19 protein-coding genes are annotated in these 24,628 nt (G+C 59.0%); 6 read left to right on the top strand and 13 right to left on the bottom strand.

From position 1 onward, the window contains the following. Window position 1: 1 nt before the first annotated feature. Window positions 2-1,510: an ATPase domain-containing protein gene (locus ACMX25_RS32170; protein ID WP_414953946.1), complete on the bottom strand. Its 1,509-nt coding sequence runs from the start codon at window positions 1,508-1,510 to the stop codon at window positions 2-4. Between the two features lie 341 nt (window positions 1,511-1,851). Here ACMX25_RS32170 and ACMX25_RS32165 point away from each other — a divergent pair, with 341 nt between their 5' ends. From ACMX25_RS32165 to serC, 3 genes are all read left to right on the top strand, one after another. Then, window positions 1,852-3,672 carry a DUF3857 domain-containing transglutaminase family protein gene (locus tag ACMX25_RS32165; protein WP_414953945.1) on the top strand — a complete coding sequence of 607 codons (1,821 nt, stop codon included), beginning with the start codon at window positions 1,852-1,854 and terminating at the stop codon, window positions 3,670-3,672. 132 nt (window positions 3,673-3,804) lie between these two features. Next, entirely contained in the window at window positions 3,805-5,181 is a 1,377-nt protein-coding gene (locus ACMX25_RS32160) for an ATP-grasp domain-containing protein (RefSeq protein WP_414953944.1), read from the top strand. Next, window positions 5,178-6,272, top strand: coding sequence for a 3-phosphoserine/phosphohydroxythreonine transaminase (gene serC / locus ACMX25_RS32155; protein WP_414953971.1), 1,095 nt, complete (start codon window positions 5,178-5,180; stop codon window positions 6,270-6,272). Before ACMX25_RS32160 ends, serC begins: the two co-directional genes overlap by 4 nt. Here serC and ACMX25_RS32150 read toward each other — a convergent pair. The 7 genes from ACMX25_RS32150 to ACMX25_RS32120 all read right to left on the bottom strand — a co-directional run bounded on the left by ACMX25_RS32150 (window position 6,269) and on the right by ACMX25_RS32120 (window position 14,113). Beyond that, complete coding sequence (locus ACMX25_RS32150; RefSeq protein WP_414953943.1) at window positions 6,269-7,096, bottom strand: LytR/AlgR family response regulator transcription factor; 828 nt, start codon at window positions 7,094-7,096, stop codon at window positions 6,269-6,271. The genes serC and ACMX25_RS32150 overlap by 4 nt on opposite strands. Window positions 7,097-7,126: 30 nt before the next feature. Next, window positions 7,127-8,245 carry a sensor histidine kinase gene (locus ACMX25_RS32145; RefSeq protein WP_414953942.1) on the bottom strand — a complete coding sequence of 373 codons (1,119 nt, stop codon included), beginning with the start codon at window positions 8,243-8,245 and terminating at the stop codon, window positions 7,127-7,129. Between the two features lie 3 nt (window positions 8,246-8,248). Next, window positions 8,249-8,761, bottom strand: a complete 513-nt coding sequence (locus tag ACMX25_RS32140) for a DUF6622 family protein (RefSeq protein WP_414953941.1) — start codon at window positions 8,759-8,761, stop codon at window positions 8,249-8,251. Between the two features lie 449 nt (window positions 8,762-9,210). Next, window positions 9,211-10,647 carry an MBOAT family O-acyltransferase gene (locus ACMX25_RS32135; protein WP_414953940.1) on the bottom strand — a complete coding sequence of 479 codons (1,437 nt, stop codon included), beginning with the start codon at window positions 10,645-10,647 and terminating at the stop codon, window positions 9,211-9,213. Then, window positions 10,644-11,810, bottom strand: coding sequence for an alginate O-acetyltransferase AlgX-related protein (locus ACMX25_RS32130; protein WP_414953939.1), 1,167 nt, complete (start codon window positions 11,808-11,810; stop codon window positions 10,644-10,646). Before ACMX25_RS32130 ends, ACMX25_RS32135 begins: the two co-directional genes overlap by 4 nt. Before the next feature lie 9 nt (window positions 11,811-11,819). Then, window positions 11,820-13,790, bottom strand: coding sequence for an HAD-IIIC family phosphatase (locus ACMX25_RS32125; RefSeq protein ID WP_414953938.1), 1,971 nt, complete (start codon window positions 13,788-13,790; stop codon window positions 11,820-11,822). Window positions 13,791-13,873: 83 nt separating this feature from the next. Further along, window positions 13,874-14,113 (bottom strand): acyl carrier protein, encoded by a 240-nt coding sequence (locus ACMX25_RS32120; protein WP_414953937.1) that lies wholly within the window; start codon window positions 14,111-14,113, stop codon window positions 13,874-13,876. Between the two features lie 500 nt (window positions 14,114-14,613). Between ACMX25_RS32120 and ACMX25_RS32115 the strand changes: the two genes are divergently transcribed. Next, window positions 14,614-15,954, top strand: coding sequence for an alpha/beta hydrolase (locus ACMX25_RS32115; RefSeq protein ID WP_414953936.1), 1,341 nt, complete (start codon window positions 14,614-14,616; stop codon window positions 15,952-15,954). Window positions 15,955-17,699: 1,745 nt separating this feature from the next. Further along, the gene (locus ACMX25_RS32110; protein WP_414953935.1) at window positions 17,700-19,073 is read left to right on the top strand and encodes a hypothetical protein; all 1,374 of its coding nucleotides are present in this window, start codon (window positions 17,700-17,702) and stop codon (window positions 19,071-19,073) included. A 387-nt stretch (window positions 19,074-19,460) separates the two neighbouring features. Here ACMX25_RS32110 and ACMX25_RS32105 read toward each other — a convergent pair whose 3' ends face one another. The 5 genes from ACMX25_RS32105 to ACMX25_RS32085 are packed head-to-tail and all read right to left on the bottom strand — an operon-like array spanning window position 19,461 to window position 23,808. Continuing rightward, entirely contained in the window at window positions 19,461-21,155 is a 1,695-nt protein-coding gene (locus ACMX25_RS32105; protein WP_414953934.1) for an ATP-binding response regulator, read from the bottom strand. A 1-nt stretch (window position 21,156) separates the two neighbouring features. Beyond that, window positions 21,157-22,155, bottom strand: a complete 999-nt coding sequence (locus tag ACMX25_RS32100) for a SpoIIE family protein phosphatase (RefSeq protein WP_414953933.1) — start codon at window positions 22,153-22,155, stop codon at window positions 21,157-21,159. Beyond that, complete coding sequence (locus ACMX25_RS32095) at window positions 22,140-22,520, bottom strand: anti-sigma regulatory factor (RefSeq protein WP_414953970.1); 381 nt, start codon at window positions 22,518-22,520, stop codon at window positions 22,140-22,142. The genes ACMX25_RS32100 and ACMX25_RS32095 overlap by 16 nt, the downstream gene beginning before the upstream one ends. Before the next feature lie 26 nt (window positions 22,521-22,546). Further along, entirely contained in the window at window positions 22,547-22,933 is a 387-nt protein-coding gene (locus ACMX25_RS32090) for an STAS domain-containing protein (protein ID WP_414953932.1), read from the bottom strand. Between the two features lie 2 nt (window positions 22,934-22,935). Then, window positions 22,936-23,808, bottom strand: a complete 873-nt coding sequence (locus ACMX25_RS32085) for an STAS domain-containing protein (RefSeq protein WP_414953969.1) — start codon at window positions 23,806-23,808, stop codon at window positions 22,936-22,938. Between the two features lie 625 nt (window positions 23,809-24,433). Between ACMX25_RS32085 and ACMX25_RS32080 the strand changes: the two genes are divergently transcribed. Next, on the top strand, window positions 24,434-24,628 hold a 195-nt coding region (locus ACMX25_RS32080), incomplete at its 3' end, for a transposase domain-containing protein (RefSeq protein ID WP_414953931.1).

The following is a 24,628-nucleotide window of genomic DNA, read 5'->3' as shown; positions in this document are numbered from 1 at the left end:
CTTAACGACCCCTCGCGTGGGGGCTGCCCAACATGGTTGACTCGCCGCGGTACGTCGGCAGGCCGGCGAGCACGCCATCGAAGTCGCGCAATGCTTCACTCAACTCAAGGCCGCCGTGCGTCAGCCTGAACTGGCGGATCGTGCGTTCATGTGCGTTGCCGCGGCTTTTGACAGCGGCGAGCGCCGTCAGCACTTCGCCCTGATGTTCAAAGTATCGAAACAGGACCATGACGTCGCTGAGGTAGCTGATGTCGATGTCCGTCTGCACCTCGCCAACAATTCCATGCTGGCCGAGCACGAGCAAGGTCACGATGCCGCGCTGGTTGAGGTAGCCGAGCAACTCGTGCATCTGCAGCAGCAGGTAGCGCTCACCGGGCATCGCTTGCAGATACGCGTTCAGGCTGTCGATGGCGACGTAGGTCACGCCGTCGCCCTCGACAGCCTCGCGTACGTCGCTGGTGAACTGGCCGGGCGACATCTCGGCGGGATCGACCTGGCGCAACGTCAGCAAACCGTTGTCGAGATACGTCGACAGATCCATGCCGAGCGACTTCGAACGCATCAACAGCGTGCCGAGCGTTTCATCGAAGAGATAGTAGATGCAACGCTCGCCGCGCTTGAGTGCCGCCACGAGGCAACACACCACGGTCGTGGTCTTGCCCACGCCTGATGGTCCGGTCAGCAGCGCATTCGTGCCAGGGATCAGGCCGCCGCCGAGCATGGCGTCGAGACCCTTAGACCCTGTCGATACCGGTGCGTTTGCGAATTCAGCGTGATGCTCGGCGGCCACCAGACGCGGATAGATATCGATACCGCCCGTCTCCAGCGTGAAGTCGTGGAAGCCTTCGCGAAACTTGATGCCGCGCATTTTTGCCACACGCACACGGCGACGCGCGCCGCCGTAATCGTGGACTAGCTGGTCGAGGCTGATCACGCCGTGCGCGATGCTGTGAAGCTGGAGGTCGTTGGGGTCTGAGGTGTTGTCGTCGAGGAGGTAGACGGTGCATTCGCGCGTCGCGAAATAGCGCTTGAGCGCGAGGATCTGGCGGCGGTAACGCAACGGGTTCTGCGACAGGAGCCGCAGTTCCGACAAGCTGTCTAGCACGATCCGTACGGGCTTGAGGGTTTCAACCTGGCGCATGACGTTTTCAACCGTCTCGCCCAGTTCTACTTCGGCCGGGTGGAGGATGGATTGCTCGTACTCGGGGTCCAGGCCTTCATTGGAAAGCAGTTCGATGATAGATAACGGGTCGACGTTCCAGCCATGGGCATCGGCTACGGCAAGTAATTCATCGCGCGTTTCGGACAGGGTGATGTACAAGCCGGCCTCGCCCAGTTCGGCGCCCTTCAGTAAAAATTGCAGGGCGAGAGTGGTTTTTCCAGCCCCCGGAGACCCTTCGACCAAGTACACGCGGTTCGGCGTCAATCCGCCGCCCAGGATGTTGTCTAGCCCGGTGATGCCCGTCGACATGCGTGGTGCGGGAAGGGACGGCTGACGTTGTGTGCTCATAGTAAGGATGGGATTCAATAGGCGCAGCGGTCTCGCAAGGGAACAGGGCCAGGGGCGGTTTCGCGCCCGATTGGCAGTTGCATATGTCAGGTAAAAGCAAAGATCAGGCCCGAGGGATTGCTCGCGCCGGTGGACGGGTTTTGGGGTGAGGCAGGGTTAGCGGTCGGGACAATTAACCCGACCGCTAACCTCAGAACCTAGCAACCTGGCACAAATCCCGCCCGCTATCCTCCAAACCTGACACCAATCCGCTCGCTAAAACCGCCCCTATGACCTCAAGACCGATGACTATCAAACACCACGTACTGCTAGCAGCTTCGCTAGCATGGATAGCATCGCCCTTGGCATTCGCCACGGAAACCATCGAAACCGCGCAACCATCCGCGCTAGTCAGCGACATCCACACCTTTGTTGTAGCCGAAGACGGCTCCCAGACCGAAGACGATGAAACCACCCTGCGCGCAAACACACCCGCAGGCGTCGGTGAAATCGCCCAACGCTACATCTGGTTCGACAAATCGACGTCAACCATCGACATAACCGACGCCTACTCCCTGGGCCGTGACGGCATCAAACACATCGTCGCCCCCGATCAGATCCGCGAGGTCCAAGAACCGCGTTCCGCAGGCGCACCCACGTTCGAAGACTCGCGCCTGAAAGCCGTCGTATTCCCCGGCGTAGGCACAGGATCCATCGTGCATCTGCGGTTCCACAAGACCCAGTCGAAGCCAGTCATCGCGGGGCAATTCGATTATTTCGTCGAGCCTGGACGTACCCCAGTGGAAGAGCAACGACTGATCTTCGACCTGCCTGCCGATAAACCGCTCTATGCCGATGCACGCGGCTACGTCGCCGTGCCGCCGGTCACCCAGGGCGGCCGCACGCGCTACGAATTCGACTACAGCCGCGCCCACTACGATCGAGTGGAAGCGGGCTCGGTCGGTTACGCGCAATACGGCGACCGGCTGATGGTGTCCACATTCCCGGACTACCGGAGCTTTGCCGCGAGCTATCGGGACGGCACCGTCGATCCGAGCGCGAACGATCCAGCCGTGCGCACCCTCGCGCAGTCGCTCACGCGCAACGAGTCCGACCCGCGAGCGAAAGCGGCCACGCTCTACGACTGGGTGCGCCACAACATCCGTTACGTGTCGCTGTTCCTCGGACAAAGTCCCGCCATTCCCCATCGAGCCGCCGATATCCTCGCCAACCGATACGGCGACTGCAAAGACTACGTCGCGCTCTACGGCGCGTTGCTGTCCGCGGTGGGTATCGAGAACGAGCCGGCCCTAATCGGCCTCGGCTCGGTCTACACACTGCCGTCCGTTCCAGGCTACGGCGGCAGCGCGATCAATCACGTCATCACATGGATGCCCGAGCTGGGACAGTATGCGGACTCAACGGCGCTGAGCATCGAGTTCGGCAACCTCCCGCTCGCTGACATGGACCGTCCCACGCTGCTGGTCAACAGTGGCACGCTGTCCCGCACGCCCGCTACCGAACCGCTGTCACGTACGGCGCGCTTGCAAATCGATGTAGCGCCCGATGGCTCCGCCGCGTTCGCCGATCAGGTGGAGGACGCCGGATGGAGCACCGGGCCGGAGCGCTCGAACTTGCTGCACGCAACGGCCGAGCGCCGCAAGCAAATCGCCGATACCCGCCTTCGGGCCACCGGCCTGCGTGGAGTCACCACGCTCACCGCCAGCGACCTGAACGCAAGCAACGGCCCGCTGACGACCACCATCGTCGGGACGCTCGACAACGTCGTGTGGACCACCGGCACGACCGCCCTGCCCGCGCTGACAAGCCTGTCCGGCGGGATCGCGACACAGGTTGAGAACCTGCTCGCCGAGCGCGTGCGGACCCAGCCGTTCATGTGCTCCGGCGGCACGTTCGATGAAGTCGCGCAAGTCACCTTGCCAAAAACCGTCCGCGTCACCGACGTCCCCACCGATGCGAATTTCACCAACGCGTTCATCGATTATTCATCGCGTTATGTCTTCGATCCCGCGACAAACCTGTTTCAGGCAGAGCGTCATTTGAAGACAAACTTCGGCAAGCAGGTATGCACGCCCGAGGACTTCGCCAACATGCAGCCGGTGTTGAAGCGCATCGAGCGGGACGCAGATGCGCAGATCATCGTCAAGGCGATGCAGCCGTGACCGAGCCCGTCCGACCCGCGCGTAAGTTTTCGTAATCGCGGCATGCGTGCCTGTAACCGGAATGTCGGGCGACGCCGCTATGCTGCAAAACCAGCATCGACGGAACGTCCCGATGCACACGGCCAGGCCACGATGACCCAAGAACCCGCGAACACCCCCGAACATCCGTCTGCGCCGATTGATCGTTTGAGCGCGATCACGTCGCTCGATGCATCGGTTCACCGCGCGCTCGCCGATGCATGCCGCCTCGCCGGCGATGAACTTGGCGCGCTGGCGCACCTGATCGCGGCCCACACCCTCGACGCGTATGCAACCAACTCACCGGCCGCCCGCACGAACGGCTTGTGCGATGTCGCCACGGGCTATTTCATGAAGGGCGATCACGCAGTCGCCGCGCGCTGGTATGAGCTCGTGCTGGCACTCGACCCGAACATCGCCGTGGCGTGCCAGAACCTTGCGGCCATCTACACAGGCGAAGGAAACATGGCGCTTGCCGAGGTTTATCGCGAACGCGCTTATGGAATCCAGCGGGTTTTCGTTGAAGAGACAGCGGGCTGGACTCGCTCCGTCTTGATCCTTTGCGCAGGAAAAAGTACAGGTAATGTTCCGTTCGAAGCGTTGCTTCCGGGCGCGAAAAACCGTCGTATAAAGTACGCAATCGATTACGCCACCGACGACGAAGACGCTCATCTCCCCGCCTTCGATCTCGTGTTCAACGCCATCGGCGATCCGGATATTGCAGCGCCTCTGAATGACAGGCTCGCGCGTTTCGCGGCGCAGTGTTCGCGTTCGTTACTCAACCCGAGTTCAGCCATCTCCCGGACTTCACGGCACAAGCTGCCCGCGCTGCTCGACGGTCTCGGTGACGTACAGACAGCGCCGTGCGTGCGCTACGAAGCGGAGAACAAAGCGCAAGACATCAATGCACTCGCTTCGCTACTCGCCGATCACGCCGTCACGTTTCCCCTCCTCGCCCGGCCCGTTGCCGCGCACGGCGGCGACGGCCTGATTCTCTGCGACACAATCGAAACACTTGAAGCCCGGTTATCGACGCAAGCTCAAGCAGGCGCCCAGTACCTGACGGCCTTTCGCGATTGCCAATCAGCCGATGGCTTCTATCGCAAGTACCGCGTGATCTACGTCGATCGCCGGCCGCTCCCCTATCACCTTGTGATCTCGCCGCACTGGATCGCGCATTACTTTTCCGCCAATATGGAAAGCCACGCCTGGAAGCTCGACGAGGAGCGTCGCTTCCTGCAAGACCCGCATGCCGCACTCGGTGAGCGCGCGATGAACGCCATCGAAGCCATCGGGCAGCGGCTCGATCTCGACTACGGCGGTATCGATTTCACGCTTTTGCCTGACGGCCGGGTCTTCGTGTTCGAAGCCAACGCGACCATGCTCGCGCACTACGAGCGTGATAGCGGCGTGCTCGCTCACAAGAACCCGCATGTGCAACATATCGTCGATGCGTTCGAGCGCATGCTGGCGCACCGGACGGCGGGCTGATGAACAAGACCATGAACTTTTCCGGCGGACCGGGCGCGTTACCGGCGTCGGTGCTGCGCGAAACGAGCGTTGCTATCGACGCATTGCCGGAGACCGGTTTGTCGGTGCTGGGAATGAGCCATCGATCCGACTGGTTCCGCAGCGTACTCGATGAAGCCGAGCGCAACCTGCGCGTCCTGCTCGGCATCCCCGACACCTACCATGTGCTGTTCATGCAGGGCGGCAGCAGCCTGCAGTTCTCCATGCTGCCGATGAACTTCCTGCGTCACAGCGGCAAGCATGCCGAGTACATCGTGTCGGGTTACTGGAGCGCGAAGGCGCCGGTTGAAGCGCTGCACGAAGGAACAACGCGTGTGGTGTGGGACGGCAGCGCGGAGGGCTATCGACGTCTGCCTGAGACGGATGAATTGCAACTCGCGCCGGATGCCGCCTACCTGCATTACGTGTCCAACGAAACGGTCGAGGGGCTGGAGTTTACGGGCATCCCGGGGCTGCCCGACGTGCCGCTGGTCTGCGACATGTCGTCCAATCTGCTGGCCGCGCCAATCGACATCAGCCGTTACGCGATGATCTACGCGCACGCGCAAAAGAATCTCGGGCCGGCCGGCGTCACCGTGGTGATCCTGCGCGATGAATTCGCTCAACGGGCAACGCATGCGCTGCCGACCTTCCTTGATTATCGGACGCATATTCAGGCACGTTCTGTGTACAACACGCCGCCGGTGTTCGCCATCTATGTATTGATGCTGGTGACGCGCTGGCTGCGCGACGAGATAGGCGGCGTCAACAACATGGCGGTAATCAACCGCGCGAAATCGGAGCGGCTGTATCGCGCGATCGATGCCGAGCCGGAGTTCTATCGCGTGCATGGTGAGCGTGCTTGCCGGTCGACGATGAACGTCGCCTTCCGTCTACCCGATGCCGCTATGGAAGCGCGGTTTATCGATGACGCTCGCCGCGCAGGTTTGCATGGACTGGAAGGGCATCGGTCGATCGGCGGCCTGCGGGCTTCGCTCTATAACGCGGTGACGCCCGAAGCGGTTGCGGTGCTGTCGGAGTGGCTGGGGGAGTTTCGCCGGCTGCGAGGTTAAAGGCCTTTAAACCGATCAGCGTAAAGGCGGCTCACGCTCAGCTTGCCCGGGTGGCCGCGCAACGTCAGCGTGAGTTTGCCGCTGTCATCGCGTAACGCGCTGGCGATGGCATCGCAACGCACAAGCGTGCTGCGATGAATCTGCCAGAAAGTGTCCGCATCGAGTTGCAATTGCAGTTCGCGCAGCGAGATCCTGATCAGGTGTTCGCGTTCGGCCGTGACCACACGAACGTATTTATCGGCGGCTTCGAAATAGAGCACGTCGGCGATTGGCACCATCGTGATGGTGTTGCCGGCGCTCGCCTGGATCAGCCGCAGCGGGCTTGCGGGCGCAGATTTGCCTTGCGGGCTCGCGGCATCGGCATTCGCGTGCAGGAGCTCACGCAATGTATGAATGGCAGCATATAGCGATGGCTCTGCGGCCTGGGATAACTGCCTCTGCCGCAGCGCGGTCTGCAGACGCGCGCAGGTTTTTTCCAGGCGATCATGCTGCACGGGTTTCAGCACATAGTCGACCGCCGCGTGTTCGAATGCGTGCAGCGCGTATTGATCGTAAGCGGTCACGAACACCAGCAAGGGGAACGGTTTGGCGCGGTCCGGCCAGTCTTCGGCAAGCGCTTGCGCGACCTCGAGTCCCGTCATGCCGGGCATGCGGATATCGAGAAAAAGGATGTCGGGTTGCAGCGCCAGAGCTTGCTCGACGGCGGCCTTACCATCGGCCACGCTCGCGACGCAGTGCAGGTTCGGCCACAACCCGGTCAACTGGGCCAGCAGGTCCGCGGCCAGCAAAGCTTCGTCTTCGGCAATCAGTACGGTGGCTTTCATGATCGGCACGAATGGGTGAAGGGCGGAAAATCAACTGATCGGAAGCCGCACGATAGCAAGAGTACCGCCCTCATCATCGCTCGCGGCCACGAGTTCCAGCGACGCAGTCTTACCATACAACGCTGCAAGCCGTTCACGAACCTGCTGGATCCCGAAGCGGCTGCGATCGGGCGGCGCACCGTCAAGGCTTGCATCGTCGATACCTTCGATACCTCCGACACCCGCGCCTGTATCGCGAACGCTAAGCACAAGCGTACTGCCTTCACGCTGCGCGCTCACGCGAATCCAGCCGCCTGCGACCTTCGGTTCAAGACCATGCTTGATGGCATTCTCGACCAGCGGTTGCAGCAGAAGCGGTGGCACCGACAACCGCCCAAGCTCGTCCGGCAAATCGAGCCGCCTGCTCAAACGCGTTCCCATGCGGGTCTGCATCAACTCGAGATAATCATCGATACGCCCAAACTCCGCCGACAACGAATGTGATCCCGATCCCGAGCGCGAGGCGTCGAGCGTCGCGCGCAGGAACCCGATCAGCCGGTCGAGCATGGCTTGGGCGCGCGGCGGATCTTGCGCGATCAGCACCCGCAAATTGGCGAGCGTGTTGAACAGCATATGCGGTTCGAGTTGCGACTCCAGCAGCTTGAGCTGGCTTTCCGCGGCACTTCGCAGCGCGGCTTCGGTGCGGGTTTGCATCTCGGCCATGCGGCTTCGGGCATAAAAGAAATACGTAATGCCCAGCGACAGCACAAACACCCCGGTCATGCTCAGCACCATGGCCCGCAGGTTGCCGAGGTTGCCAACAAGCGTGGCCGGTGCGTGCTGCACGCCGGTCAGCCAATCGCCTAGCATGTGTCCTGCGGCATAACCCCCGACGCCCGACACCACGATCCATGGAATCATCAGGCTCCAGCCGGGCCAGTTGCGCTGCGCGTCGAGGTTATCGGGCGAGCGCTGGCGAATCCGGTACGCCAGGCCATAGCGGCCTGTCTCGATCAATCCCTGGATGAACAGCGTGCTGCAAAGGGAATAGATCAGGTTGCTCGCGAACGAATCGCGAGACACCGCGTAGTAGAACAAGGTGCTCGCCACCGATACCGGGATAAAAATCCGCAGTTCACGCCGTAGCAGGGTCAGGAGGGGTTGGCGCATGAATCAATAAGCCATGCCGGACGGCGCGGTTTCCCGGGCGATGCGCCACATGGCCAGACCGCGTGCGAGAAAGATGCCGCTGAATACGCCGTACGCAAAACCCGCCGATACCGCAAACACCCCGTCGAAGCTCAGATCGGGATGCATCGCCAGCATGACGTTCGCACCGAATTTTATGATGAACAGACCGAGGAACAGCATGAGCGGAGTCCAGCTTCCAGGCACGAGCAGACGCTGCTCGGCAGCCAGCCAGCGGACCTTGCTGCCTATCCCGGCAGCGTGGCATATCACAAAGGCTGCGAGCATCGCCGCTGCCCAAGCGACCAGCGCGGTGACCTGCGCGGCGAACGCCGATACAACGCCATAGAACGAAAGCGCAGCCATTGCGACTGGAAGCACGGTCGCGGCACGCAGCGTCCGGTGCTGTGGCTTTGACTGCGCGATGCCGAGGGAGACCATGGCGGCGAGCAGCCACCAGACCCAGTGCGGTGTGCGTTGAAGAATGTCGATGAGCATGGTGATCGTCCTTACCCGTAGAGGAGATTTCGATGATGCCCATGGTCGGCGATTGCCTCGCGCGTCGCCATCGGTTTGCGACGGGATGACACATTGCGGCGCGAAATGTGTCTGGCGCGGCGCGAGTTGCAGCAGCAATAAACGCAACTGCAAATGACAACGGCCCACCAAGCATAAGCCTGACGGGCCGTCTTTAGAACTGGTGAAACATGGTTCAACGCAAATCCAGCAAACCCGGGCGATGGCGCCAACAAACCTCAAGCGCTTAACGCTGTATCGCCCTGCCGGACATGTGCCTAAATCCTTGTCCCGTGACAATAAAGTTCGGAACAGTTCGCATCAAAGTTAACGAGACCGACCATTCAGCGATTCAGGGTCACTTGCGTATCGCTATAGCGGAAACGGTACGTCCCAAGCAATCGCTCGGCCGGGATGCGCGCGAGCTCGGGCTAAAAGGTTTTGTAGACGATATCCGGCGCTGGCGAGTTGGAGATCACGAGGGTTAGAACGGTAATAACCGCGAGCGCCGTGCCCCATGCAGTGCGTGTGTATCGGGACAGCACCAGCGGACGTTCTGCAAACCCCACCGCCATCACGCCGGTGCGCGCCCATTGCAGCAGCGTGAGCGCGATCGTCGCGGCGGCGAATACGAGCAACCAGACTAGCGCAACCGTGCTCCAGCCAAGTGCGACGACGATCGAATCCATTTCCGTCCACGTCGACCAGAACCAGAACAGGCTGAACGCGAAGAACGTGAAGGTCAGTCCACGCATGCACGCGGCATAGAACGGGTTGTTGCCCATCGCGATAAAGCGTTTTTTGCCGAGGCGCTTGGTCATCGCGATCTGATAGAGCTTGTTCACGCTGACGCCTCCGCCTTGAAGCAGCCCGAAGAACAGGAACATGGACGTCTGCCCGTGCCATGCGCCGACCAGGAAGAAGGTCACAAAGAAAGCGAACACGCCGAGGTACGGTTCAATCTTGCGCGCGGGGAAGCGCTTCATCAGCGACATCAGCAGCGGGTTATAGACGTAGGTTTTCAACCAGCTCGATAACGTGATGTGCCAGCGGCTCCAGAAATTGATGAAGTTAGTCGACGAGAACGGTCGGTCGAAGTTCTCCGGGAGGGCGATACCAAAGAAACGGGCGACCCCGATCACGACATCCACATATCCGGAAAAGTTGAAATACAGATAGATCGGATAGACCGCGGCAATCACGACACCCGTCCACAGGCGATCGCCGAAGGGTTGCGCCGGCGACAGGGAATCGAGCGCCTGATGCTGCACGTTCGATAACACCATCGACACGATCGCGACCTTGAAGAAGCCGAACACGATCCGCTCCAACGCAACGCCGTAGTCAATCACGTTCGGCCGCAGGCGCTGCTCGGTCTGCGTAACGTAGTAATCCTGATAGCGCTGGATAGGACCGGACACCAGAGCAGTGAAGTTCAGCACATAGTTCAGATAGACCACTGGCGAGATCCGGTGCGGCAAGCCGGGACTACGTGCATCGATGATCAGGTGCAACACACGGAAGAACACATACGACACGCCGAGCGTCACATACGGATAGTGCAGCACAAGCTCCGACGGCACGAACGTATAGCGCTTCAGCCAGAAGAACATCGCGATGATCAGCACCAGCAGGGGCACGAACAACGGCAGTTTGGGCTGCGACTGCATGAGCCGGGCGCCGATGTATCCGATCAGCAGAAACCCCGCGAACGGCGCGAAGGCAGCAGGACTGTGCGAAAAGGTCGAGAGAAAAACGAGGTTGACCAGCAGCAGCACGACGTTCTGCCACACGAGCGAGCGCGACAGGTTGAAGATCAGCGCCGCGATCGCTGCGAAGGCAAGAAACTGGAATGACGGGACGATCACAATGCGCCTCCTTGTGGCTGGTGAGCGCATCCGTCGAACGCGGCAATGCCGCTGCCGGACAAGCTATTGACGATACTGCGTGCGACTGCGCGCGACCCGTCTTCATTCAGGTGGTTATCGACCGGGTAGTAGAAGTTGCCGGGATGAGCGTCACTCGCGAATGAAGAAAACAAGTCGATCGGCGTCGCCCCATGTTTCTGCACGATTGCTGCAAGCGCGCGTTGCAGCGCGAACGGGTCAATCCCCGACGGACGTTTCTTCATCGACAACAACTCAGCCTGGGTGCGCTGCGGAATCAACATCACCATCAGCGGCACGCCGGCCGCGCGGAAACGCGCAGCCGTTTCACCAATGATGGCGTCGGCGGTAGCAAGCCGGTGTTGCCATTCGGGTGAGAACGGCGGGCGCAGGAAGTCCGCTTTGTCGCCGTATCGCAAGTACATCGGAATCTCAATGTCCGGATTCTCGAACATGAAGTGCTCGGCGACAGTCAGCGCCCGGCTGTCCTTGACCACTTCCTTAGCGCGGGTGAGCATATCGACGTGTGGCGCCGCAGGAGACAACGAGTTGGTCGACACCCGCTTGAGGCCCGCAGGTTCATCGCTTTCGTCCGGCAGGTTCAGCTTCTCCAGGTCGAAAGGCGCGAGCACCAGGACGGCGGCGTCGGGCTGCAGCCGTAGCGCCGGGTTGACGCGCAACGCCACTTTGCGCAGCGACAATTCGTAGACTCCCATATTCTGGAATTCAACCGGGCCATGACATTCCCGGGATAACTGGGCCTCACTCAGCGCACTGAAGGATTTGTCGTACGGGACGCTGGTGCCCTCGGCAAACGAACTTCCAAGGACCACGACCCGGCGCGTGCCGCGAGGCTTTGGCCCGCACGCCTCCGTGCTGCGAAATCCGCAATCGTTGTAGTGATAGCTGATCCAGCCGGTTTCAGGAACCTTGACGTGCATCGTGCAGTTCGGCAGGTTGACGATTCCGAGGGTCGGGTCGGGGGCGTGGCATTCCTGGCCAGTTTGCGCCGCCGACCAGACAAGCCGGGTACCGACTTCAGATACGAAGAACATCACCAGCACGCTAAGCACAGCAATCGCGGGCAGCAGGAAGTAATCCCGCTGCGCCAGCTTGCGCGCCGGCTGATTATCAAAATTAGTCATGGCATGTCCTTACGTGAGCATCTCGACATCGAAGCCGATTCGATGCACGGCGAAATGCGGAACCGGGCTGCAAACGTCGGTAGCTATTTCCCACACCGTGGTGCCGTCGCCCAGCTCGTCGATTTGCGTGAAGCCGAGCTTCGCGTAGTGGTCCTTCACGAGCGCGTTGCGATCGGTGGGCACATAGCGGCCGACCAGGCGCGTGACGCCGCTCCGGGCCGCATGCATGAGAACCTCGCTCAACACCATTTCTTCGACCTTGCGGCCGAGCACACGACAGCTCATCAACCAGGTGTCGATGTCCCACGTGTCGCCCGTGCTGCCGGATCCATCGCCGCGTGCAACGTCGCGCAGCGGGCGGCAGATCACCACCGCAATCATGCCGTTGTCGCCGAAGGTATCGGTTAGCCGAACCTGCAGGCTGAAGTTTTCGGGTTCGCTTTCAAGCTCAACAACGTCAGCCACGGTGTACCGGCGCGTGGTCAGGTTGAACTGGTTGGATTTGTTGATCAGTTGCACGATACGGCTGCGCCCCACCTCGTCGAACGGCGCAAACGTGATCTGCATGTCGAGCGACTTCAGGTACCCGTCGAGGTCGCCGGCCTGACTTTGCAGGGCCACCCTGCGCGCATTGTCCTGGTAATACCCGGCACGCTCCCGGTCTTCGGCAAGGAATGCGAGTGCCTCGAAATAACCCGCTGCGTTCAGCGTACGCGCGTACAGCGACGGGTCGTCCGGAAGTTCTGGCACAGCGACTTCGGGCAGCATCTCGCGCACCAGGTTGCGCTCGACCGGATTGTCGTCGAGGAATACGAACGATTCGAGGCCCAGCGACAATTCTTTTGCAATGGCCTGGATGTTGGTTGCCTTGTCGTTCCAGTTCGCCTGAAATACGGCGAAGTGGTTTTCACGCAGCAACATTTCCGGGTGTTTTTGGAACGGCAGCCGCGCGGTCTTGTCGTCGTTTTTCGACGATACCGCGAGAACCACGCCACGTTCGCGCAACTCGAGCGCGAACTTTTGCACGCTTAGATGCGCTTCGCCGACCGCGTCCCCCTGCGCCACCTTGATTCCCTCGAGCAGATCGTCACCGATCACGCCGCCCCACAGCGTATTGTCGAGATCGAGGATGAGCGCGCGGCGGCTCTTGCCACGTGCCGCACCGAGCAGCCTGCCCACATGGTCGGCATACAACGGCAGGTATGCGTCGGCGAACGGATATTTAGCGAGGTTGTATTGCGACGGCGAATGCCAGTTCGCGAGACCCACGGTTTGCGCGAGCGCGTTGACATCGAACAGCAGGTCTTCCGATGCAGCGGCGCGGCGTACCAAACCATGGTTGATCTGGTCGATCAGGTTACGCAAAGTACCCGGAATCGCTGCGTCCCTGCTACCGAACAATGCTTCGGGCGGCGGCGCCAGCGTCTGCAAGATGGGCAGCGCATTACCGTGTTGGCGAATTCCGCGCGCAACGGCGTCCAGGAGTTGCAACGCGGCGTCGACAGTCGCCTGTGCCTTTGTCTGATCCCCAGGCGTCGCGACCAGCGGCAGCCCCCGATAATCGACGGCAATCAGCACGGCATCGAGCTGCGCGGCGTTGATCTCGGACTCCGGCGCCAACGCTTCCTGTAGCACCTGGTCGTAATGGCCCAGCATATAGTCGAGCGCGACGCCATGCCGCGCAGCCGATGCAACCAAAGGCAGCGCGAGATGGTCCAGCGTTCCATTGCCGATCACACCAAGCCGTAGCGATGTCAGCGGTGCCAGAGAGCGGCCGTTACCGCGGGCGGCGGCAATTGACTTGCCGAGCCGAATCAGCTGATTCTCGTCAAGTGCCTGCGTGGCCAGCCGGCGAATCTGCTTGCCGATATCGGCGCCCTCAGTATCGGGACCCGCATTAACAAGCGCGCGGCATTGTGCGGAAAAATCCGCGGGCGCGCCGGGCAACCAGCCCAGCGAAGCATATAAGTAGTCAGCCATAAGGCACAGTCTCTCTAACTGAGGGGAGCAGTCTCATTGGACCAGCAAGGGATCGCGCGGCAAGGAACGGCAGTTAGGTAGTCCTAACCGCGCGTTTCGATCAAGTGAACGAATTCACCGACGTTTTTCATGCCGGCAACATCAGACGCTGCGAACTTGATCCCGAATGCCTTCTCGACTGTCAGGATCAAACGGATATGCGCGAGGCTGTCCCAGCCATCAACGTCCGCAGCAGTGGTGTCGGCGGTCGGCACGATGTCTTCGTCATCGAAAACATCGCGGAACACGTCGGTCAATTTTTGATAGATTTGAGCTTCAGTCACAGAACACCCCGGATTGCGCTATATAGTTGTTGGGCGACGGCTTTAATGTATTGCGCCGATATCCCTTCTTTTATTCATGCCGGGACACCAGGCTTCGATACCCCGACGAGTACTAACAAGGTACTTCACGAGGATCAACAGTCACGGTGCGGGAGCACACATTAAGTGCGTGATTCAAAAATCCAAGACGATTGCGGGAGTTTTTATAAGAGAGAAATCTACCGCTGCGTCTCTCGTATTCTGAGCTTTGGGCTGCAATAACGTTTATGCAGTCAGGCTAAACAACTGACCCGGTTACCCTATTCGGGACCGTGCGCCATCTACACACGTGTCGTTGGGTTCAGAGACGGCGACTCGCGAAAGACCGCGTGTCATCGCACGATGCGTACGCGCTGCCTCATACCTGACTTGACGTTGTCTCGCCCTCTCGACTACTGTACGAGCCGCTGTTCGGGCATTAGTCGCAACCGGCCGGCGTGCCCAGAGGGAGGAGATCACAAATGACCAAAGCCCACGCCGTTCTCGTGGTAGCCCTGTTGCTCACGACTGTAGCCGTGCCGGCCATCGCTGCTGTTGGCACGTGCGTACCGGCCAATGCCTCGGTTCCGGCCGGTGCCAACACGACCGATCCGAAGGCGCCGTTCTTCATCGATACGGCGGGGCTGGATCTGAATACGACTCCACCCACTCGCAATCCTCACAATCCGAACTATCCAAAAGCGACGGAACTGCCGGATGGGCAGGTTCCGTCGATCAATAGCGATGGCAACTTCATCATCGGTCCGACGCATCGGCCGTCCCCAGAGACCATAGCTCGGGCTGATGTGCCGCACGGCACGGTCCATACCTTCGTTATGCACTCGGCAGACAGCGTCATCTACCGGACCGGTTTGGTTCGTGATGATATTCCCGACTGCTGGAATTCGGCGGTGAATGCTGCATCGACCGCTCCTGGCGACAAATCCGACCTTCTGGTGCCCGAGAGCCATGCCGGCAGTTGGAGTCGTGAAGTCGATGTCTATGTCCCTGCCGATTACGTACCGGGCACGGCAGCGCCCTTCATCGTGTACGGCGATGCCGGCCCGCACAGCTTCTTCAAGCAGCAGATGCTGTTCAACGTGCTGGACAATCTCATCCACGCGCACAAGCTGCCGCCGATGGTGGCCATCGGCATAGGCGCCGGCGGACAAGATGTGCAGGGCAGCGAGCGAGGCCGCGAATATGACACCGTGTCCGGCGTCTACGCCGAATGGGTCGAGCGGGAGGTTTTACCGCGTGTCGAGCAGAATGCGAATGTGGTATTGACGAAGGATCCGGATCGCCGCGCGACCATGGGCTTCAGCTCGAGTGCTGCTGCCGCTTTTAGCATGGCTTGGTTCCGTCCCGATCTCTATCACCGCGTGCTTGGCTACTCGCCAACGATGGTGAACCAACAATGGCCTCATGACAAAGCACTTCCAGGTGGAGCATGGCAGTACCACTCTGCGTGGGCAGGGCTGGGCCCGAACAAGCAAGCGCTCACCGCGCCGGGAAATACTGTGACATCGGCAGGCGGGTCCAATAGCGCACCGTTGATTCCGAATTCGCCGCGCAAGCCGATCCGGTTCTGGTTCGAAGCAGGGGACCGGGATTTTTTTTATCTGGTCGGTGCGATGGCGGATGGCATGCATGACTGGACTTTGGCCAACGAGAATATGGCGCGCGTTCTCGCCGCCAAGGGCTACCACTACCAATTCTTGTTCTCCCGCAACGCCGGTCATGTCGACGATGCCACCGAAGCACAAACCATGGCCGAAGCACTCGAATGGCTGTGGAAAGACTACCCAGCACCGGTGCGTTGAAACGGCTGATTGCATTTTCGATGGCTTGAAGGCTGCGACTCCCGCCGCGTCAGACGCGTTTCGCGCAGCAATGTGCCATCTCGGTAAACCTCTGAAGCAGGACCAGGGTTTGGCCAGAACCTAAGCCGCGACCGGGCGAGACGATCCTCAAATTGCCTCGGCGACGGATAGCCCAGCGAACGAGTGCATTCGTCGTGCGGTGTAGACAACCTCCAAAAACACAGGAAATTGCGACGTCACGTTCGCGAAGGTCTTATACGTTGCGAGATAGATGCCTTCGACCGCCGGTGTTTTCATGAAACTCACTGCATGTCATTATCGGATGACTTTCTAGCTGCGCTCATTGATGCGATCAGACCGTATCGGCCCAGGGCTTTTCGATGGGCCACGCTCGCGTAGCAACAGCCACCAGCGCGTGGTGGATTCAACGATAGGGCTCAGGACGCCGTTTCTGGAGTGCATCATCGAGTGCGGCCAGCGCTAATTCGCTGTCGATATAACGGCTGACAGCGTCGCCGACGATCCTGCGATTGCACGCGTCGAGAGTCGCGGCAGGATAAGCAAAGCCGATTTAACTGATATCAGCCATCCACACCTCGTCTGGGCTCGTTGGTATCCCGACTCGGTCCATGCGCGGCGGCTGGGATTTCCAAAACGGGATCTGCGGATTGCGTTCCGCACGCTGACTAACCGGAGGTGACGGTCGTTGTTTTTCCAATTCGTGCTGGCATCGTGACCGGGCCGATCGTCAACGTCATCGTGGCAACGATAAATCCGGTCAATTCGACCGTATTTAGATCGAGTACTGACCGTTATTGCGTCAAAAAAACAACGATCTATTTTGATTCAAATTTGAAACATCATACGAATATGGACTAAGTAAATTTTATAGATTTAATGCTAAAACGCGACATTGCATCTGCGTAATTGCGTAATTGCGGCAAAATTTGCTTATAAGATAGGATTAAAGGTAAATACTTCCCTTTATCACAGAAAGTTACAAGATCCCTCGTATCATTAATGATTAAAAACGTTTCTTTAATGTAACATTCGGTTTAGCATCAAGGTTGTAAATACGAACGTAAAAACCTTTGTTTCAAGTAAAAAGTACCTATTAAATTGTCTGGTAAATCCAAGGACGAGCGCTTCGGTTCGCGCACGACGAGCTTTGTTCGTCTTAGCGAATTATCGCCGGCAGATCAGCAAGGCGAAGTGATCGATATGTAGCAGTGGTCGCGTTGTTTGCCTTCGGCGCGCGCAACGTCAGCCCGGTCACGGCACCCACGGACTGTTGACAATCGGATTTGTGTACGCCGTACCAAGTGTGTGATGCAAACCGCGGTCGCCGGGCAAACTGAAATGATTTCCGCTACGTGGAAATTTGATAGTAGCCCTAATTAGATTGGTTTGAAGGCCGTATCACGTCGGCTGTGAACAAGGCCCATGGCTGAGGGATGGAAGGACTCGTGTTGGTCCGACCGCTAAGTAGTCGATCCGAATGCTTGTTTACCAACATTTTCGTCGAGGTCCCTCGGCGATGGAGAAACTTGCGATGTTAGTACAACGAAAATTTAGAACCGCTTCCACGCTTTGCTGTCGAGAAAACGATGAAGATCCCGGCCGCCTGACCTTCCGGGCGAGCACGAAGCTCGCTACTTCATTGCAGGCGCACAAAACCAGCCAGAACGGATAACGACCTGGCCGTCGAGGTGTCTCGTCTCTTTGTTAAATTCTAAGGATTCCAAATGAACGATTTTAATGCGCGCCGCAAGGTTCTCGGTTGTCTTGTTGCTGGCTGCATTGCGCCGCTCGTCAGCGCATGTGGCGGCGGTGGTACGGATAGCAGCGGCGCTGCTGTCGACGGCGCCGAAGCCAATGCTCAGAAGGCTGCAACGGGCAGTACGACTGCCTTCGCAGTCACATCGCCCGCGCAGAATGCCAGTGCAACGTCCACGTTCACCGTGAGCGGCACCGCCGGCACGCAATGGGTCAACGTCGCGGTCTATAGCGGCAGTACCAAGCTCAGCTCCGACGTGACGCCCTCAGGCGGGAAGTGGAGCGCGAGTGTCAAGATGGGCACGCTTACGGGCGCCCAGACGCTGACCGTGATGGCCTTCAGCGTCGCGGCTGGGAAAGCAGGCGGCACTTCCACGTCAGCCTCCCTGAAAGTGGCAGTCGGCGCGGCAGCGCCGGCAACTCCCGCTGTGGGCGTCTTGCCGTACTACGGTATCGGTGCGCATTACAACCAGGGTGGCCTGTTTCAATCAATTCCGCTTGCTCAGCAGGTTGCACTGATGACGGCAAACGGGATGAAGACGTGCCGGCAGGACTGCTGGGATCAGTCGTCCATGAACGTACTGGCAAATACGGTGATTCCAGGCATGAAGGGCGTCACTGTGCTGCCGTGTCTCGCCGCCACGCCAACGGGTTCCTCGGTCACCAGCGCCTATACCCAAGGCTACCAGTTGGGCATTGCAGCGGCGAACACGCTTGCCGGTCTGGTGCCTGTGATCGAAATGGGCAATGAGCTCGATGAAATCTGCGTGAACAATAACGTCGATGGCAATCTTCCATCGCACTACAATTCCACCGCTCCGCTGTACGTCGCCTTCCAGGCCGGCCTTTGCAATGGTTTCCGCAGTGTCGACACCACCGGCAAGACCAAGGTGATGCTGGGCGGCATCGCTTATATCCATTTCGGTTTCCTGCAAATGATCGTGAGCAACATCCAACCGAATGGTTCGGCGATGCCCACGGCGGCAGCAAACTTCGACATGATCGCCTGGCATTACTACTACACCGGCGGCAACATGGAATCGGTGTATGGAAAGAGCGGCACGTACAACGTCTTCACGTCCATTGCGAAGATCAGCACGAAGCCTTTGTACTTTTCCGAGTGCGGAATCGGCCAGCCGTCAAATTCGATTTCGGCAAGTACCGGAGTGGCATATATCAAGCAGGCAATGGCGCAGATGGTGGCGCAGCCGCAAGTGGTCGGTTTTAACTTTTACGAGATGTACGACTTCACGGATGGCTACGGCCTCTATAACAACAACAGCGTAGCTTATGGCTGGCAGTCGACGCTGGCTTCGTTCATCGCAGCGAATCCCAAGGCCTGATCTTCTTTCCGCCTTCGGGCGGCCTTTTTTGATCAAAAGGACCGCAACATGGTAATGCCGTTGAGTTAAGGTCCTTGTTGAGGTGTCGAACGGTGTAACGTGTTTTTGCAGGCAGCCCATCTTCGCCAATTGCTGCTCGCGCCAATTTCGCCATTGACCTCAATTGTGTGCGGTCATTACCGACATTGACGACCTCGTGCGCAACGACAATGTATAGGAAAGCGCCACCTTTTCACGGCGTACACCCGAAGGAGTCTTTCCTTATTTCTGATAGCGGTCATTCAAACCGCTCATCGGCGCGAGCAGCCATAACCGTGTGATATCTATGGTTCGGACTGAAGAACCGCGCGGGATGGCACTTAACCCACCCACGATTTGAGGATTCAATTACTCGGAAGCGCCCTGTTTTGACTCGGGTAATGACTCGAGCAAGTCGAACAATTTGTCGATCGGCATGGGCTTTGCAAAATAATAGTCAAAGCCCGCCTCGATCGCTTGCTTGTGAAACTCTGCTGTCGCGTAGCCACTGAGCGCGATTAACGTCAGAGGGTCCGAACTAAATCGTTCGCGCAAGCTGACTGCAACGTCGAAGCCAGACATGTCAGGTAATCCGATATCAATGACCGCAACAGTCGGGCTGAACGCTATATCTGAAGATAACGCCGCTTTTCCGTCGAGCGCGATTCGACATTCATGGCTGTCCATGACCAACAACGCCTCTAACGCTCGCACAGAGTCCTCGTTGTCATCCACGAGCAGGATCCGTTGCGGAAAACCGTTGCGCCCGTCCATCCATGGCTCGCATGCCTCCGACACGAGATCGTGAACACGCGGCAATTCGACAACGAAGGTGCTGCCTTGCCCGATACCGGCGCTTTCCACTGTCACCGATCCGCCGTGATCGCGCACGAGCCGTTGCACGACAGTCAAGCCGATGCCTAGCCCGGATTCCTGCCGTCCGAGACCCATCGACGCCTGCGCGAACAAATCGAAGACCCGTGGCAACATGCTTGCATCAATGCCAATGCCGCGATCGCTTATCTTCACCTGTACGCGGCTTTCGTCGAATGTCACGCCTATGCGGATTTCGTCGGCTTGAGACGTGTATCGCGCGGCGTTGTGAATGATGTTGCTGAACACCTGTTTCAAGCGGCCCGGATCAACCCGGACCATCACGGGATCGGGCGGATAGTCGACCAATACCCGATGTCCATAACGCGCTACTTCGGCTACCGTCATCTCTACGGCGCCATCGATCAGCGTATCGATACGAACGATCTCTGTCTTTAACTCGACCTTGCCGCGCGTGAGCCTGGAGACATCGAGTAGATCATTGACCATGTGCGAAAGATGTTGCGTCTGTCGACCGATCACCGAAAAGGTCCTTGCGTACTTGTCGCTTATCGGCTCTTCGCTGCGTTGCACGACTTCAAGGGACAGGGAGATAGCCGAAAGCGGATTACGCAGCTCGTGCGCAAGCATCGCGAGAAACTCGTTCTTGCGGGCGTCGGCGTCCTCGAGCTCGGCCTTATTGCGGCGCAGTTCTTCGAGTGCAAGGAGCATGTCGCGATTCTGGCGCTCCAACTCCTCAACGGGTGTTTGCGCCTTCCTTCGCGTCAACTGCTCGACCAGTCCGTTCAACTGAGCCGTAGTCAAGCGCGGCGTATCGCGTGGAAGAAACATTTCAAGCGATACCGTCGTCCCCTGGCCGCGCTGAGAACTGATGAAGAAACCGTCGGCCATTCGCCTGCTACCGGGGATACCGATGCTCGAAGACTTTTCACCGTGGGCCGCGTCCGCGAGCAGCGTGTCGAGGTCATCAATGCCCGGGCCTTTGTCCGTGATCTGCGCGACCACACATTGCATGTCGATCGCTTCGCTCGCGTCGCCGACGAGGAAAGTCAGCGTGCCTCCGCCGGCAAATTGCACGGCATTGCGGGCGATTTCCGAAATAGCCGTGATGAAACGCGTGCGCTGCAGATTGTCGAGTCCAAATAATTCACCCACCTGGCGCGACCGGTCGCGGATTGCGACAAGACTCAGATTGCTGCTGATCGGCGTGGAGAGAATTCGATGAAGCATGTCAAGCCGCCTTGACGACAACAACGGTTGCATCGTCAGAATCGCGCGCAAAGTCGCGGTGCAACACAGCAGCGATCAAGCTCGGATGATGTTGCATCAGGCCCGGATGCCGATTGAGGTTCCAACGCGTCGACAAACCGTCGGTGGTGAGCACCATCGCGCTGCGGGCATTCCATTCAGCCGAGACTTCGCGGATCAGGCGCATGTTGTAGCCGACCGTGCCGTCGGTGGAAAGGAGATGCTGGCTCGCTTCGCCCGACACCACGATCCCGACGATATTGCCCACCCCGGCGAACGTCATCGAACCGGCTTCGGTATCGATTTGCGCGACCGCCATCACGGCGCCTCGGGTACCCTTGAGCCCTTCGTGCGCGCGTCGGAGAATGCTGGCGGGCGTATCGGAGGAATTGGACTTGAGGAAAATCTCCACCGCGCGCCGCGACGCGTCGGACGCGAGCGGGCCGTGGCCCAGGCCATCGAGCAGAACGGTACGCATCTGGCCGTTGCGTTCCTCGATTCCCCAGCCGTCGCCGCACACTTCCTGGTTCGCCTTGGGCGTCGAGCGCGCCCCCACGGCGTAGCGCGACACGTCGGCCACATGCGACCTCGCGTTCTGGATGCGTGCAAGCAGCGCCGTGCCCGCGCCCGGAACAGAGTAGATGTCGAACAGATGCGACTGGCGCGACATGGTGCCCAACCCCGCGCCCAGACTTCCGCCCGTTGAAAAACCATCGCGTTGGGCGGCCTCGAGATCGGCGATTCCCGGCCCGCGGTCGAGCGCGAGCAATTCAATCCCGGGAACCTCTCCGCTCGTGTATTGGCGGAGCAGGATTTCCCCGCGCCCTGCGTACTTGATGATATTGGTGGCGGCTTCACTCGCGACCAACGCGGCGTCGGCCTGGTATCGCTCGGAAAAACCAAGACTTTGTGCGAGCTTTATTGTCGCTCGCCGCGCTTCGGCTATGCCGCTTTGGTCCGTCAGGCTTAGCGCCGCTTCCATTGGGTAATGCTCACTGTAGTCCCGACATTGACCGTTGATGTAATGTCGAATTCGCTCACAAGACGACGTGCGCCGCCCAGTCCCAGTCCCATACTTTTGGCGGTGCTGTAACCGTCTTGCAGCGCTCGCTCGATGTCCGGAATGCCCGGGCCCTGGTCCGCGAATACGAGTTTGATGCCGACACGTCCGTTATGCTCGACCTCGATGATCGTGACCGTACCCCCCTTGCCGTGTACAAGCGTATTACGCGCGAGTTCGCTCGCGGCCGTGACGAACTTGGTCCGTTCGAGCGTCCCGAAAGCCATTCTTGTCGCGAGTTCCTGTATAGCTTTACGCGCGCCGTTGACCTGATCAGACGTGCGTATTTCCAGGACGGCGGGGCTCAGAGTGACTATGAGGATTCTCCGGTTTCGTCCGCGGCGTCATCACGCGATTGACGCAACAAAGCCATGCCTTTGTCGATGTCAAGCGCCGTGCGTATCCCTTTCAGCGACATCCCGAGTTCGACCAGTGTAATCGCCACAGCGGGGCGCATCCCGACAAGCACCGTGGTGGCATCGAGCACTCGCGCCATGGCGGCAATGTGCCCTAGCGTGCGCCCAATGAACGAGTCGACGATTTCCAGCGCGGAAATGTCGATCAGCACACCCCGTGCATGAGTCTTCTCGATACGCGATGTCAGGTCGTCCTGGAGATTCAATACCAACTCATCGTGAAGCTCGACTTGGATAGAGACCAACAGAAAGTCACCCAGCTTGAGAACCGGAATTTGTTCCATGCCTAGTCGCCTGCTTTCACGCTACCCAGCTTGCCTACTGTCAAACCAACACGGCGCAGCGCGATCTTCAGCGCCTCCGCTAGCGTGGCCTTGGTCACGACATCGCCCAGATCCACGCCCAAATGAACGATGGTTTGCGCAATTTGCGGGCGAATGCCGCTGATGATGCACTCGGCGCCCATCAAGCGTGCGGCCGCCACAGTCTTGAGCAAGTGCTGGGCAACCAGCGTATCGACGGTGGGTACACCCGTAATATCGATGATCGCGATGGCTGCTTCGTTTTCCACGATCGAGTCGAGCAGGCTTTCCATCACGACCTGGGTTCGTTCGCTGTCGAGGGTGCCGATCAGCGGCAGTGCAACGATCGAATCCCACAATTTGACTACCGGCGTTGTCAGATCCAGCAACTCCTGCTGTTGCCGCTCGATAATCTGCTGCCGGCTTTTTTGATACTCGGAGACCGTGACGAGTCCAAGCTTGTCCAGTATTTGCGTCAGCTTCCAAAATTCCTCGTGTAGACGATCAGTGTCTTCGGCGGATTTGCGCAAACTGTCAAATAAGGGCTTTTTCAGCGAGAAAACAAAGGTTGCAGTGTCTTCTGAAGAAAACCCTTGAACTACGCGTTCGCGCGAAAGTTTCGCGAGGTGCGCGCGGACCTCATCCCACTCAGCACCAGCGATTTGCTCGGTGTAGTCATTCTTAACGGCCGTCGCAAACACCGACAGGAAGGCACGCGAAGATTCCTTGATTTCGGAATCGGACAATCCGCTCTGTTTTGTCCCCTCTGAAAGCTGCTCGCTGATCCAGCTTGCAAGAATTTCCGCTTCGTCTTTTACTAAAATGTCGGCCAAGCCAGCGCGTTTGCTCAATTCAATCTCCAAGTCTCTAATCAGGATTTTCGCAGGGACGATTATAGGTGACATTCAAGGGGGTACGTATCGTCTTGGAACAGTATCCTGACTTCGAGCGGCAGGGAGAAGCGTCTTAAGGTCCTCGCAAAGGCGTAGGGCTTTCAGGGTGCTTTCGTGTGCAACTAGCACGCCGCCACTCGACATAGCTCATGGATCCAGCGAGCAAACTCGTCGAGTCTTTGCACCTGCAATGACGTTTTGGCCTGTACCGAAAACGTTGTTACCTAATCCTTAAATATGAAAGCCTGCATCCGTTGAGCGGTGAGCGGATGACGTGATCAAAGTATGTAACTCGCAGGTTCGATAACTCGACAGGCCTGCGATGAAGTTTGCAACGAGATGAGATGCGTGTGCCCGACGCAATCACGTCGACCATGAAAGGCATGGCGTCACGCTCGAGATGGTGCCGACGTGAGCCGCGCTGTCGAATCTCTCCATGGCCCGACAAGCGCCTTCGGCGCGGGTAATGGACCGAAAAAAAAGCCCTCACGGGGAGTAATGCCGTTCAGTTAAGAGCTGAGCGGCATTTTCATTTTTGAAGCAGGAAGAGGTTGTAAACAACGCGTCGAGATGTTAACTTTTCAGCGCGATGCTCTCAGCCCACCTTACCTATCTGATCGAAGCGCAAGAGCCGCTAGCCGAGCTGAGCCGGCTGGCTGAGCATCTGCCTTATGAATGGATCGAACGGGCGGTCCAGGCAACGGGCACAGTGAGCATCCGGCGCCGCCGCCTGCCCGCGAAACAAGTGGTGTGGCTGGTAATCGCGCTGGCGATGTACCGGCAC

It is taken from the genome of Caballeronia eucalypticola, assembly GCF_047608185.1.
In the GTDB taxonomy this organism is placed as follows: Bacteria; Pseudomonadota; Gammaproteobacteria; order Burkholderiales; family Burkholderiaceae; genus Caballeronia.
This window is presented reverse-complemented; position numbering and strand designations above follow the sequence as displayed.

Bases quoted from the DNA above. Each gene is read 5' to 3' on its own strand.
- ACMX25_RS32170 (WP_414953946.1), bottom strand. From the start codon at position 1,510: ATGAGCACACAACGTCAGCCGTCCCTTCCCGCACCACGCATGTCGACG.
- ACMX25_RS32160 (WP_414953944.1), top strand. From the start codon at position 3,805: ATGACCCAAGAACCCGCGAACACCCCCGAACATCCGTCTGCGCCGATT.
- ACMX25_RS32150 (WP_414953943.1), bottom strand. From the start codon at position 7,096: ATGAAAGCCACCGTACTGATTGCCGAAGACGAAGCTTTGCTGGCCGCG.
- ACMX25_RS32145 (WP_414953942.1), bottom strand. From the start codon at position 8,245: ATGCGCCAACCCCTCCTGACCCTGCTACGGCGTGAACTGCGGATTTTT.
- ACMX25_RS32140 (WP_414953941.1), bottom strand. From the start codon at position 8,761: ATGCTCATCGACATTCTTCAACGCACACCGCACTGGGTCTGGTGGCTG.
- ACMX25_RS32130 (WP_414953939.1), bottom strand. From the start codon at position 11,810: ATGACTAATTTTGATAATCAGCCGGCGCGCAAGCTGGCGCAGCGGGAT.
- ACMX25_RS32125 (WP_414953938.1), bottom strand. From the start codon at position 13,790: ATGGCTGACTACTTATATGCTTCGCTGGGCTGGTTGCCCGGCGCGCCC.
- ACMX25_RS32115 (WP_414953936.1), top strand. From the start codon at position 14,614: ATGACCAAAGCCCACGCCGTTCTCGTGGTAGCCCTGTTGCTCACGACT.
- ACMX25_RS32110 (WP_414953935.1), top strand. From the start codon at position 17,700: ATGAACGATTTTAATGCGCGCCGCAAGGTTCTCGGTTGTCTTGTTGCT.
- ACMX25_RS32105 (WP_414953934.1), bottom strand. From the start codon at position 21,155: ATGCTTCATCGAATTCTCTCCACGCCGATCAGCAGCAATCTGAGTCTT.
- ACMX25_RS32100 (WP_414953933.1), bottom strand. From the start codon at position 22,155: ATGGAAGCGGCGCTAAGCCTGACGGACCAAAGCGGCATAGCCGAAGCG.
- ACMX25_RS32090 (WP_414953932.1), bottom strand. From the start codon at position 22,933: ATGGAACAAATTCCGGTTCTCAAGCTGGGTGACTTTCTGTTGGTCTCT.